The organism is Phascolarctobacterium sp. ET69 (genome assembly GCF_023336935.1).
Classification (GTDB): Bacteria; Bacillota; Negativicutes; order Acidaminococcales; family Acidaminococcaceae; genus Fusicatenibacter_A; species Fusicatenibacter_A intestinipullorum.
Map to the genome: position 1 here is coordinate 246,403 of NZ_JAMBLR010000001.1, position 12,309 is coordinate 258,711.

12 protein-coding genes are annotated in these 12,309 nt (G+C 45.3%); all 12 read left to right on the top strand.

Annotated elements, in window-relative coordinates; translation table 11 throughout:
* The first annotated feature begins 50 nt into the window (after positions 1 to 50).
* The 12 genes from priA to rimP all read left to right on the top strand — a co-directional run bounded on the left by priA (position 51) and on the right by rimP (position 12,300).
* A complete protein-coding gene (gene priA, locus M3079_RS01215) occupies positions 51 to 2,303 on the top strand; it encodes a primosomal protein N' (RefSeq protein WP_249076723.1) in 2,253 nt (750 codons plus the stop codon).
* Positions 2,304 to 2,368: 65 nt separating this feature from the next.
* Positions 2,369 to 2,839, top strand: coding sequence for a peptide deformylase (def, locus tag M3079_RS01220; protein ID WP_249076725.1), 471 nt, complete (start codon positions 2,369 to 2,371; stop codon positions 2,837 to 2,839).
* Entirely contained in the window at positions 2,839 to 3,774 is a 936-nt protein-coding gene (gene fmt / locus M3079_RS01225) for a methionyl-tRNA formyltransferase (protein WP_249076726.1), read from the top strand. Before def ends, fmt begins: the two co-directional genes overlap by 1 nt.
* Before the next feature lie 13 nt (positions 3,775 to 3,787).
* Positions 3,788 to 4,582 carry a DUF116 domain-containing protein gene (locus M3079_RS01230; RefSeq protein WP_021716631.1) on the top strand — a complete coding sequence of 265 codons (795 nt, stop codon included), beginning with the start codon at positions 3,788 to 3,790 and terminating at the stop codon, positions 4,580 to 4,582.
* Positions 4,557 to 5,930: a 16S rRNA (cytosine(967)-C(5))-methyltransferase RsmB gene (gene rsmB, locus M3079_RS01235; RefSeq protein WP_249076727.1), complete on the top strand. Its 1,374-nt coding sequence runs from the start codon at positions 4,557 to 4,559 to the stop codon at positions 5,928 to 5,930. The genes M3079_RS01230 and rsmB overlap by 26 nt, the downstream gene beginning before the upstream one ends.
* Positions 5,931 to 5,932: 2 nt before the next feature.
* Entirely contained in the window at positions 5,933 to 6,976 is a 1,044-nt protein-coding gene (gene rlmN / locus M3079_RS01240) for a 23S rRNA (adenine(2503)-C(2))-methyltransferase RlmN (protein WP_249076728.1), read from the top strand.
* 19 nt (positions 6,977 to 6,995) lie between these two features.
* Positions 6,996 to 7,724, top strand: coding sequence for a Stp1/IreP family PP2C-type Ser/Thr phosphatase (locus tag M3079_RS01245; protein WP_249076729.1), 729 nt, complete (start codon positions 6,996 to 6,998; stop codon positions 7,722 to 7,724).
* Entirely contained in the window at positions 7,725 to 9,641 is a 1,917-nt protein-coding gene (gene pknB, locus M3079_RS01250) for a Stk1 family PASTA domain-containing Ser/Thr kinase (RefSeq protein ID WP_249076730.1), read from the top strand.
* Complete coding sequence (gene rsgA / locus M3079_RS01255) at positions 9,638 to 10,522, top strand: ribosome small subunit-dependent GTPase A (RefSeq protein ID WP_249076731.1); 885 nt, start codon at positions 9,638 to 9,640, stop codon at positions 10,520 to 10,522. Before pknB ends, rsgA begins: the two co-directional genes overlap by 4 nt.
* Positions 10,519 to 11,163: a ribulose-phosphate 3-epimerase gene (gene rpe / locus M3079_RS01260; RefSeq protein WP_249076732.1), complete on the top strand. Its 645-nt coding sequence runs from the start codon at positions 10,519 to 10,521 to the stop codon at positions 11,161 to 11,163. The genes rsgA and rpe overlap by 4 nt, the downstream gene beginning before the upstream one ends.
* A gap of 45 nt (positions 11,164 to 11,208) precedes the next feature.
* Complete coding sequence (gene bcp, locus M3079_RS01265) at positions 11,209 to 11,667, top strand: thioredoxin-dependent thiol peroxidase (protein ID WP_021716638.1); 459 nt, start codon at positions 11,209 to 11,211, stop codon at positions 11,665 to 11,667.
* Positions 11,668 to 11,823: 156 nt separating this feature from the next.
* Positions 11,824 to 12,300 carry a ribosome maturation factor RimP gene (rimP, locus tag M3079_RS01270; protein WP_249076733.1) on the top strand — a complete coding sequence of 159 codons (477 nt, stop codon included), beginning with the start codon at positions 11,824 to 11,826 and terminating at the stop codon, positions 12,298 to 12,300.
* The last annotated feature ends 9 nt before the right edge of the window (positions 12,301 to 12,309 follow it).

Consider the following 12,309-nt stretch of genomic DNA (forward strand, 5'->3'; position numbering starts at 1 on the left):
TTGTCAGGATATGGTAAAATAAATAGGTAAAGTTTTAGTTGGAGTTTTGTATGAGATACGTTAACGTAGCAATAAATTTACCTGTTAAAAATTTGTTTAAGCAGTTTACCTACGCTTTGCCGGCGCAGTTTGGCTATATAGGCGCAGGCTGGCGTGTAATTGTGCCTTTTGCGCGGCAGACAACGGAAGGCTTTGTTGTTGGCGAAGCGGGCAGCGATTTGCCGGAGCCTGAAAAATATAAAGAGGTTCAGGCCGTTATAGGCACTGAGCCGTGGTTTGACGGTGAAATGCTGGAAGCAGCCCGCTGGCTTGCAGAATATTATATGTGCCCGCTGGCAGAAGCAATGCGCCTTTTTATTCCCGGCAAAAGCAGTATAAAGCGCCATGCTGTTTATGATGAAAACGGCAGGCTTTTATATTACGAACTGGAAAACCGCCTGAAAGAAAAAATGCAGTATTGTTATGCCATAACGGAAAGCGGCAGTGTGGCGCTGGCGGAAGGCTGCAGCCGCGCTAAGGCGCAGATGGCGGCGCTGCAAATTATGGCGCAGGCAGAACGTGAGCTGAGTGCAAAGGAGCTGGAAGCAGCAGGTGTAAGTGCTGCTGTTTTGCGTACCCTGCTGCAAAAGGAGTGGTGCAGCCGCAGAGAGCAGCGCGTTTTGCGCAACAGCTATGCCGGTAATAACACTTTAAAACAAAGTTTTGATTTAACGGAAGAACAGGTACAGGCTGTTAATGCCGTAAGCAAAGCAATTACAGAAAAACGGCAGGAAACTTTTTTATTGCAGGGCGTAACAGGCAGCGGCAAAACGGAAGTATACCTTAATTTAACGGCGAAAGCGCTTGCAAAAGGACGCCAGGTACTGGTACTTGTGCCGGAAATTGCCCTTACGGCGCAGATAGTAAAGCGTTTTCAAAGCTGGTTTAAAGGCTGCATTGCCGTTGTGCACAGCAAACTATCGGCAAGTGAAAGGGCAGACGTTTTTTATAAAATACGCAATAATGAAGCGCAGATTTTAATTGGCGTGCGTTCGGCTGTTTTTGCGCCTTTTACAAATTTAGGCCTTGTTATTATTGACGAAGAACACGACCAGAGCTACAAACAGGAAGAAAGACCATGCTATCATGCCCGTGAAGTAGCACTGCACAGGGCGGAATATTTTGATATACCGGTAGTTTTAGGCAGCGCAACGCCGTCGATAGAGAGTTATTATGACGCCATAATGAAGCGGTTTAAACATCTGCGTTTAACTGGCCGCCCAAACGGCCAGCCGCTGCCAAAGGTACAAATTGTTGATATGCGCAAAGAATTGCAGAAAAGAAATTTTTCGGTGCTGTCACGCGCTTTGCAGCAGGAGCTTGTGCGTACTGCTGCGGCAGGAGAGCAGGCAATCGTGCTTTTAAACCGCCGCGGTTATTCAACTTTTGTTATGTGCCGTGACTGCGGTGAAACCATTATGTGCCCGCATTGCGCCGTGGCTTTGGTTTACCATGAAGAAGGAAAAGCCATGCGCTGCCATTACTGCGGCAACACCATGCCTGTGCCGGAAGAATGCCCCAGATGCCACAGCAGGCGCATAAAATTCTTCGGCACCGGCACGCAAAAAGCAGAGGCACAGATTGCGGCGCTTCCGGAAGTAAAAGTTTTGCGTATGGACCAGGATTCCACGCTGCGCAAATTTGCACATGAAGAAATTTTAAACGCTTTTTCAAGCGGCAGGTATAATGTGCTGATTGGTACGCAGATGGTTGCCAAAGGGCACGACATACCCAATGTTACGCTTGTCGGCGTGCTTTCGGCAGATTCCATGCTGAACATGCCGGATTTCCGTGCTTACGAAAGAGCGTTTTCGCTGCTTACACAGGCCGCAGGGCGTGCTGGGCGCGGCGATAAGCCGGGGCATGTAATTTTGCAGGTGTACGATGCGGATAACCGGACTGTCCATCTTGCGGCGGCACAGGATTACGATACCTTTGCGGAAGAAGAACTGCTGCGGCGTAAGGAACTTAACTATCCGCCTTATGCGGCGTTTTTAAAGATAACCGTATGGGATAAAAAGGAAGAACGCGCCAACGGAACGGCTAAGGAAATAGCTGATTTTCTGGAGCGGCAGGCAAAAAATACGGATGCGGAAGTATTCGGCCCGTTTGCCGGCATTATTGGCAAGGTGCGCGATTTATACCGAGTTAACGTGCTGGTAAAAAGCACACAGATAAATATATTTAAAACAGCATTATGGCAGTCGCCGTACCGTGACATGAAAAATGTTTATTTTGACGTTGACCCGTTTAATGTGCTGTAAAATTGCCTGTATAACATTTTTTGTGATATAATAATTATTATGAGAGCGAATTTTAGGAGGATAATGTGAGTAAATTAAAAATACTTGTTGCCGGAGACCCTGTGCTGCGCCAGAAAGCACAGGAAGTTGAACGCATGGATAAAAAAACTCTGCGTCTTTTGGACGATATGGCAGAAACCATGTATGCCGCTAACGGTGTCGGGCTTGCGGCGCCGCAGATTGGCGTTTTAAAACGCATTGTTGTTATTGACGTCGGTGAAGGGCTGATTGAGCTTATTAACCCTGTTATTACTTACCGTGAAGGTTCTGCCGTTGGACCAGAAGGCTGTCTCTCCGTGCCTGATTACGAAGGCGAAGTGGAACGTGCGGAAATTGTGCATTGCGAATATTATGACCGTAAAGGGCGTAAAATACTTATTAAGGCAGACGGGCTTCTGGCAGTTTGCATTCAGCACGAACTCGACCATTTGGACGGAGTGCTGTTTATAGACAAGGCTAAAGTGCTGATGCCGAAGGATTTTGACGGGGAGCAGTAATGATGCGTATTGTATTTATGGGAACCCCTGATTTTGCCGTTGCCAGTTTAAAGGCACTGGCAGAGCAGGGTACAGATGAAATAGTTGGTGTATTTACACAGCCTGACAGGCCCAAAGGACGCGGGCAGAAAATGCTTATGACGCCGGTAAAAGAATATGCGCTTGAACGTGGTTACGAAGTTTACCAGCCTCAGCGCGTAAAAACGCCGGAAGTTATTGAACTTTTACGCGGCCTTGCGCCTGACTTAATTGTAGTAGCTGCCTTTGGCCAGTTTTTGCCGAAAGAAATTCTGGAAATGCCGAAGTACGGCTGTATAAACGTGCATGCTTCGCTTTTGCCTAAATACCGCGGGGCTGCACCGATACATTATGTAATTTTAAACGGCGAAACCAAAAGCGGCGTAACAATTATGCAGATGGATATCGGTATGGATACCGGCGATATGCTTGCAAAAGCGGAAGTTGAAATTACGCCGGAAATGACCATGGGTGAACTGCATGACAGTTTAAGGGAAATTGGCGGCAAACTGCTGCTTGAAACCGTTGAAAAAATAAAACGCGGCGAAATTACGCCCGTTAAGCAAAATGATGCTGAAGCAACTTACGCGCATTTGCTTACGCGAGATATGGAAGCCATTGACTGGAACCTGCCTGCGGCGGAGATTCATAATAAAATACGTGCCTTTAATCCTGCGCCGGGTGCGTTTACGAATTTGCCCGGCGGCAAAAAACTTAAAATATGGCGTGCGGAAGTTGCCAGTGGCAGCGGCAGCAAAGCAGGTGAAGTTACCGAAGTTTTAAAGAACGGGTTTAAAGTTGCCTGCGGCAGCGGCGTTCTTCTTGTTACCGAAGTACAGCCGGAATCGAAAAAACGTATGCCTGCTGCGGTGTTCTGCAATGGCCGCGGCATTAATAAAGGTGATATTTTAGGTTGAGGTAAGTAAAGCAATGGAAAGTGTTTTGAAACCGAAAAAACGCATATTTGTTTCGCTGACATTGGCCAGTGCTTTTTTGGGAGCGGTTTTTATTTACTTATGCTGGCGCGTGGCCTTGCCGGGGCTTGCACAAATCAGTTCCACACTGCCGGTGCTTTTTGGCAGCGTTGGCATTGTGGTTGCAATAGCACTTTTGGCAGCTGTCAGCGCCATTGTGCTTGCAATTTTAGGCTTTCCAATCATCAAAACATTTTATTTTTGGGCATGGAAGGCCGTTAATATGCTGTTTCCCTTTGCCGTTGGGCTGGGACGCATTTTTAACATACCTCGCCAGAGAATAGAACAGTCTTTTATTGAAGTAAGCAATCATCTGGTACGCCAGCATAAAATAAAAGTGCCGGCTTCAAGAATTATGATTTTAACGCCGCACTGCATTCAGCTTGATACCTGCGCCCATAAAATTACGCGCAATATCGAAAACTGCCGTCAGTGCGGACGCTGCTGTGTCGGCGGAATGCTTGGGCTGGCACATAAATACGGAATTCACATGGGCGTGGCAACAGGCGGCACTTTGGCAAGGCAGATGGTAAAAGAAATTCGCCCGAAAGCAATAATTGCCGTTGCCTGCGAGCGCGATTTAACCAGCGGCATACAGGATGTTTTTCCGCTGCCGGTTATAGGCGTTTTAAACGAAAGGCCGTTTGGCCCATGTTTTAATACACGGGTTGATATTAAGAAAGTAGAAGCAGCTATTTTAGACTTTTTAGATACAGAGGAAGCAGATGACAGAAAAAAGACAGGCAAATAAAAAAATAAAAAAAGATACTGCAAGGCAGATTGCGCTAGAAGTAATTTGTGCCGTTATTGATGGCGGCGCTTATGCCAATATTGCCCTTAACAAAACCCTGCGCACGAAAAAAACAGACGACAGGGACCGCAGGTTCATTACGGAGCTGGTCTATGGTACCATAAAAGCAAAAGGTACTTTGGACTGGCTTTTGTCGCAGTTATCGGCAAGGCCTCTGGCAAAAATTGACAAGGTAATTTTAAATATTTTGCGCATGGGGCTCTATCAGATTTTTTATCTTGATAAAGTACCGGCTTCGGCAGCATGCAATGAAAGTACGGAACTTGCCAAGGCCGCAAGCCATGCCGGTGCGGCAAAATTCGTAAATGGCATTCTGCGTTCTGCCGTGCGCGGCAGGGAAGCAGGAACTTTGCTGTTTCCTGATAAATCTGCCGATGCAGCTTTAAACCTTGCCTTAACAAAACTGCATCCGCTGTGGCTTGTTAAGCACTGGTTAAAGCAGTTTGGCGAAGAAGAAACAGGAAAATTACTGGATTACAATAATTTGCCGCCTGTTTTAAGCCTGCGAACCAATACGCTTAAAACAACACGCAGCAATCTTTTGGAAGTTTTAAAAGAAGCTGGTTTTGAAGCAGCTCCTTCCAAATGGTGCGAGGAAGGCATAATCTGCACCAAAACCGCAGGGCTTAATGCTTTAATGGAAAAAGCACCTGGTGCTTTTTATATGCAGGATGAAAGCTCCATGCTTGTTGCGCATGCAGTATGCCCGCAGCCGGGGATGACAGTGCTTGATTTGTGCGCTGCGCCGGGCGGAAAAACAACTCACCTTGCTCAGCTTATGCAAAATAAGGGCAGAATTTATGCCTGCGACATTCATCCGCATAAAATGGAGTTAATTAAAGAAAATGCCGTAAGGCTTGGCATAGATATTATAGAACCCGTACTGATGGATGCTTCTGTATTTAAACCGGAATGGGCAGGCGCTGCGGATTGTGTCCTTGTGGATGCGCCTTGCAGCGGTTTTGGCGTATTAAGGCGCAGGGCAGAAGCACGCTGGCGCAAAAGCAAAAAAGATTTGAAAGTATTTCCGCCGCTGCAAAAAGCCATTCTGCAAAATACAGCACGTTACGTAAAACCAGGCGGAAGGCTTGTTTACAGTACCTGTACTTTGGAGCAGGCAGAAAATAACCTGCTTGTCAGTGAGTTTTTAAATGCCAATACGGAATTTGAATATGCCGGGTTCAGGCATCCGCTGACCGGTGAAACAATTAATGAGCTGCAGCTTCTGCCGCAGCGTGATAATGTTGACGGCTTTTATATCTGCGTAATGCGCCGCAAGGAGCTGTGATTATGAAAAAAGAAATTTTTGGCTTAACGCCGGAAGAATTGCAGCAGGAGTTTGTGGCAGCAGGGTTGAAAAAATTCCGTGCTTCGCAGGTTTACCAGTGGCTTTATAAAAAATGTGTTTTTAAATTTGAGGAGATGCACAATCTCTCCAAGGCAGATATTACCGTTTTAAATGAAAAATTTACGGTTATGCCTGCCAATATAAACATTTTAACGCGATGGAAATCGTCGGACGGGCTTACGGAAAAGCTGCTGCTTGAATTGCAGGACGGTAATTCTTTGGAAACTGTTTTAATGCACCACGATTACGGTTACAGCGTTTGCGTGTCGAGCCAGGTTGGTTGTGCCATGGCCTGTGCTTTCTGCGCCAGCGGTTTAAACGGCTGCGTGCGTAATTTAACGAGTGCGGAAATTATCATGCAGGTTTATTTGTTTAACTCTATGATAGCTCCGCAGCAGGTAAGCCGCGTTGTAGTAATGGGCAGCGGCGAGCCGATGCTTAACTACGATGAGGTTACGGGTGCTTTAAAATTCCTGCACCGTGAGGATACGGCTTTTATGAGTTACCGTAATATGACGGTTTCTACCTGCGGAATTATACCGGGCATTGAACGGCTGGCGGAAGAAAATATACCAATTAATCTTGCTGTTTCGCTGCATGCCGTAAAAGATGATGTGCGTACTCAGCTGATGCCTGTTAATAAAGGCTTTCCGTTTCCTTCCGTTATTGCCGCCGCCGAAAAATACGCGCGCGCAAGCGGCAGGCAGGTAACTTATGAATATATTTTAATAAAAGATAAAAATGACAGCCCGGAGGATGCGCAGCTTTTAAGTAATTATTTAAAATTTAAGCACGCATCGGTAAATTTAATTCCGGCCAATCCGGTACCGGAAAAAGGTTTTGAACGCCCTCCGGCAAAACGTATTGAAGGATTTTTAAGAATTTTACAGAAAAATAAAATTAATGCCACCATCCGCAAGGAGATGGGCAAAGATATTAATGCAGCCTGCGGACAGCTGCGGGCGAAGTTTAACGATAACAAGTGATTTATTCAGGGGGCGCTGTATGATAGCGGTCAGTAAAACAAATACCGGCCTTGTGCGTACTGTTAATGAGGATGCCTTATTAACGGACGGACCGGAACTGTTTGCCATCGCTGATGGCATGGGCGGTTATGCCGGCGGTGAAATTGCCAGCGTAGAAACAATTAAAGTTTTAAAAGAAGAAAAAAAGAATTTTGCCGGGCTTACCGGAGAAGCTCTGTGTACGGCTTTAAAAGAAGCTGCTTCCAAAGCTAACAGTCATCTGCGCAGCCTGGTATGCAAAATGCCTGATTACGAAGGCATGGGTACAACTCTGGTTGCCGTGTATCTGGCAAAGGACAAAAAGGCCTATGCTTTAAATATTGGCGACAGCCGCCTCTATTTATGGCGCAATGGCCTGCTTAAGCAGATAACTCAGGACCATTCTTATGTGGCTGAACTTTTAAGCAAGGGAGATATAACAACTGATGAAGCACGCCGCCACCCGCAGCGCAATGTAATTTTAAGGGCTGTCGGTGCGGATGAAGGGCTTGATTCAGACGTTTTCAGCTTTGAAACAGAGCCGGGCGACAGACTGCTTTTGTGCAGCGACGGCCTTTCGGATATGGCTGCCGATGATGAAATTGCTGCCGTTTTGAAGGAAGAAAATACGGAAAAAGCGGCGGATGCTTTAATTGAACTTGCGCTTAATAATGGCGGGCGCGATAATGTTTCGGTTATTTTGATAGACTTTTGTGCGGAGGAGATATAAATGAACAACGGAACAATTTTAAAACAACGTTATAAAATCCTGCGTCACATTGGTTCAGGCGGAATGGCCGAAGTTTATCTGGCGGAAGATTTGCTGCTTAACAGGCAGGTAGCCATAAAAATACTGCGCGATCAGTTTAATGACGACAAAACGCTTCTTAACCAGTTTAAGCATGAGGCACAGTCTGCTGCACGGCTTTCCAGCCCTTCTATCATAAATATTTTTGATGTTTGCGAAGAAGAAGGCAAGTCTTTTATAGTTATGGAATATGTGGAAGGCAAAACCTTAAAAGACCTGCTGGAAGAAAAAGGAAGGCTTTCGCCTTATAAGGCTGTTTGCATTGCCGAAGATATTGCAGCGGGATTAAGCCATGCGCACAGGCGCAATATTATTCACTGCGATATTAAGCCGCACAATATTTTAATAACAGAAAACATGCATCCCAAAATTGCTGATTTTGGCATTGCCAGAATGATAAGCAATATGACGATGGTGTATACTAATTCGGTAATTGGCTCGGTGCATTATTTATCTCCGGAGCAGGCAAGCGGAAAGCCCGTAACTGCCCAGAGCGATATTTATTCCTTGGGTATTGTGCTTTACGAAATGCTTACTGGTCATGTGCCGTTTGACGGCAATACGGCAGTTGCCGTAGCCATGATGCATGTTGAAAAAACGCCGCCGCCGCTCAGTACTTACGTTGAAGGGCTGCCGGTATGTTTGCAGCATGTGATAGATAAAGCGCTTGCCAAAGATTTAACCAAGCGTTACGCCAGTGCGGAAGAAATGCGCCAGGACTTAAATTCCATTAAAAATAAAATGGAGAAAAACGGCGAAGCGGAGGATTACACCGAAGCAGACAGCTTTGCTGACGAAGTTAATGAAAAATCTGCACTGGTGACAGATGAAACGGAAGTTCCGGAAGAAACCATTGTAATGACAGTTCCTGCCGCTCCTGCAAAACCGAAAGCTAAAAAAAGCTGGCTGCAAAAAATGAAAGAAACCCAGCTTACACGGCATCAGCAAATTATGCTTGCAGCTGTGGTAGTGGTTTTATCGGCAGTATTTCTGCTTATAGGCAACGTGTTCAGCCGTGAAACTGTAAAAGTGCCGGATGTAACTGGCAAAACTGTTGTTGAAGCGCAGCAGATACTGGAAAATGCAGGTTTCAGCATAACCCTGAAAGAAGCCTACGACGACAAAGTAACACCGGGGCTTGTGCTTGAGCAGGACCCTGTCGGAAATGAAATGCGCAAGGAAGGCAGCGCCGTTTATTTAACTGTGAGCAAAGGCATTGAAATGGTGGAAGTGCCAAACCTTGCAGGTAAAAATCTTGCCGACGCACGCAAGATGATAGAACGCAAAAAACTTGCGCTTGGCAAAGTAGAAACCGTTTTCCGCGAAGACGGCAGCGGGCTTGTTATTGAACAAACCCCTAAAGCTAACGAAAAAATACGCCATGGCGAAAAAGTAAATCTTGTAATTTCCGAAAAACCGAAAGAAGTTACCATTCCTTCCGTAGTTGGCAAAGCATCAGGCGAAGCCATGACGGCGCTTGAAAAACTCGGTTTTAAAAATATTACCGCACAAAGCGTGGGCAGCAAAAAAGTTGCCGGTACTGTTTTGAGCATTACGCCTAAAGAAGGCAGCAAAGTTTTGAACAGTACTGATGTTGTGCTGCGTGTTTCTGACGGCGTCGGTACGGCATCTCAGAATAAATATGCCGAATTTGTAGTGCCTGACGGAGCGAAAAAACAAAAAGTAAAAATTGTTGTGGTTGACGACGACGGCGAAAAAGTAGTTTACGAAGGTACCAAGCGTGAAGGCGTGCGCATACGCCAGAAAGTTGAAGTAAGCGGCAGTGCCGTGGCCAGATTCTACTGTGACAATAAACTTATAGAGGAGAAACAGCTTTGACAGCAGGCCGCATTATAAAAAATTTTAACGGGTATTATTATGTGGAAACGCCTGATAAAGAAATTGTTACCTGTAAAATAAAGGGTAAAATGAAACAGGTGCGTTTTTCCGCCGTTACGGGAGATATGGTTGAGTTTGAGAAAAATCCTGACGGCGAAAGCATGATTAAAACCATTTTGCCGCGCCGCAATTTTATGGAACGGCCGGCAATGGCTAACCTTGACTGCATTGTAATTGCTTTTGCCTGCGCAGACCCGGATTTCAGCTACCTGCTGGCAGATAAAATGCTGGCGTTTGCCGAACGTGCTGGTATTGAAGCTGTTTTATGCCTTAATAAAACAGACCTTGTAAGTGAAGCGCAGCTTGAAGAAATTGCCGGAGTTTATCGTAAGGCAGGCTATACTGTTTTTACTGTGTCAACTTTTAACGGAACAGGGCTTGAAGCACTGAAAGAATATTTAAACGGTAAAATCAGCGCATTTGCCGGGCCTTCCGGTGTCGGTAAATCATCCATGCTTAATGCCTTGCAGCCCGGCATAGCATTGCAGACAGGCAAGGTAAGTGAAAAAATCGGGCGCGGGCGGCATACAACTCGTTATGCCCAGCTTCTGCCTTTTAACGGCGGCTATCTTGCCGATACACCCGGTTTTGGCAATTTGCTGGCCGAAAATATCGACGCGCGCGAGCTTTATAAGTATTTCCGTGAATTTAAGCATTTTGAGCACGGCTGCAAATTTGTTCCGTGCACGCATACGCATGAACCGGTCTGCGGCGTAAAAAATGCGGTAGAAGAAGGTAAAATTGCCGCAAGCCGTTATGAATCTTATCTTGCAATTTTAGACGAAATAAAATTACTGAAAGAAAAGAGTGGTAAAAGATGATTAAAATAGCACCATCTATCTTATCTGCTGATTTTGCCTTTTTGGCGGACGAAATTAAAAAAATCGAAAAAGCCGGTGCAGATTGGGTTCATATCGACGTTATGGACGGCAACTTTGTGCCTAACCTTACTTTTGGTGCTCCTGTTGTAACCAAAATCCGTAAGGTAACGGATATGTTTTTTGACTGCCACTTAATGGTAGAACACCCTGAAACATATATTGATGATTTTGCCAAAGCAGGTGCGGATATGATTGTTGTTCATGCAGAAGCAACCAAACATTTGCACCGCTGCCTGCAATATATTGAAAGCAAGGGCGTAAAGGCCGGTGTGGCACTTAACCCTGCAACACCGCTCTGCATGGTGCAGGAGGTTTTGGGCGATGCCGATATGGTGCTTTTAATGACGGTAAACCCCGGCTTTGGCGGGCAGAAATTTATAGAAAGCGTTGTGCCAAAAATTGCAGCACTGCGTAAGATGATTGACGAAAAAGGCCTGGCCTGCGATATACAGGTTGACGGCGGCATTAATTCCGAAACCAGCAAAATTGTACGCGAAGCCGGTGCCAATATTCTTGTTGCAGGCAGCTACGTGTACGGTGCGGAAGATACTGCCGCAGCAATTGCAAGCTTGAAAGCATAAAATATTTTAAATTCAGATATATTCAGATTAGAGGAGGAATAAAGAATGCTCGAAGCAGGAATGAAAGCGCCTGATTTTACTTTAGAAGATAAAGACGGCAATTTGGTATCGCTGCACGACTTTGCAGGCAAAAAAGTAGTTGTATATTTTTACCCGAAAGATTCTACGCCGGGCTGTACTCGCCAGGCCTGCGCTTTCCGCAATAATTACGGCGAATATAAAAATCTTGGCGTGGAAGTTATCGGCATCAGCAAAGACAGCGTAAAATCGCACAGCAATTTTGCAGCCAAACAGGAACTGCCTTTTATTTTGTTAAGCGACCCGGAACGTAAAGCCATTGAGGCTTTCGGCGTATGGCAGGAAAAGAAAATGTACGGCAAAGTAAGCATGGGCGTTGTGCGCAGCACTTTTGTAATTGATGAAAACGGTGTTGTTGAAAAAGTTTATCCGAAAGCAAAGCCCGATACCAATGCCGAAGAAATTCTGGCATATTTAAAAGGCTGATTTGTTAATTTTAATGTTTAAAATGATACAAATAACTTGTCTTTAAAGGCATATAATGGTATAATATATTAAGAAAAATTATGACTTCTTTTGAGAGAGTGGGTATTTTACCCGCTCTTTCCTCTTATTAGGGTTAAGAAAAAGCGGAGGTGAATTATGCAGAGTGCAGAGATTGAAAAACTGGTAAGCGGCATGGCCGAAGAAATTTTGCAGGGAACAGATATTTCGCTGGTTGATGTTGAATATGTGCGTGAAAAAGATTGGTATCTGCGTATTTATATTGATAAACCGGGCGGCATCGAGATTGATGACTGCCAGATGGTAAGTGAAAAGCTGACGGAAATTTTGGACGCGCGTGACCCTATCAGGGATAAATATTATCTGGAAGTTTCTTCACCGGGTATTGACCGTCCGCTTAAAAAAGACAAGGATTTTGAAAGTTTCTACGGTAAAAAAGTGGATATTAAATTTTTTGCGCCTTGGGAAAAGAACAAAGAAATAGTTGCAGTTCTGACAGCGCATGATGAAAATACCATCAGCGCCAAACCTGTTCTTAAAGGACGCGAAAGCAAGAATCCGGTTGTATTTGAAAGAAAAACGATTGCCATGATCAGGCCGCACATAGATTTTTAAGGTTTAGGG

Coding starts and splice junctions, on each gene's coding strand:
- priA (WP_249076723.1), top strand. CDS start 51: ATGAGATACGTTAACGTAGCAATAAATTTACCTGTTAAAAATTTGTTT.
- fmt (WP_249076726.1), top strand. CDS start 2,839: ATGATGCGTATTGTATTTATGGGAACCCCTGATTTTGCCGTTGCCAGT.
- M3079_RS01230 (WP_021716631.1), top strand. CDS start 3,788: ATGGAAAGTGTTTTGAAACCGAAAAAACGCATATTTGTTTCGCTGACA.
- rsmB (WP_249076727.1), top strand. CDS start 4,557: ATGACAGAAAAAAGACAGGCAAATAAAAAAATAAAAAAAGATACTGCA.
- rlmN (WP_249076728.1), top strand. CDS start 5,933: ATGAAAAAAGAAATTTTTGGCTTAACGCCGGAAGAATTGCAGCAGGAG.
- M3079_RS01245 (WP_249076729.1), top strand. CDS start 6,996: ATGATAGCGGTCAGTAAAACAAATACCGGCCTTGTGCGTACTGTTAAT.
- pknB (WP_249076730.1), top strand. CDS start 7,725: ATGAACAACGGAACAATTTTAAAACAACGTTATAAAATCCTGCGTCAC.
- rpe (WP_249076732.1), top strand. CDS start 10,519: ATGATTAAAATAGCACCATCTATCTTATCTGCTGATTTTGCCTTTTTG.
- bcp (WP_021716638.1), top strand. CDS start 11,209: ATGCTCGAAGCAGGAATGAAAGCGCCTGATTTTACTTTAGAAGATAAA.
- rimP (WP_249076733.1), top strand. CDS start 11,824: ATGCAGAGTGCAGAGATTGAAAAACTGGTAAGCGGCATGGCCGAAGAA.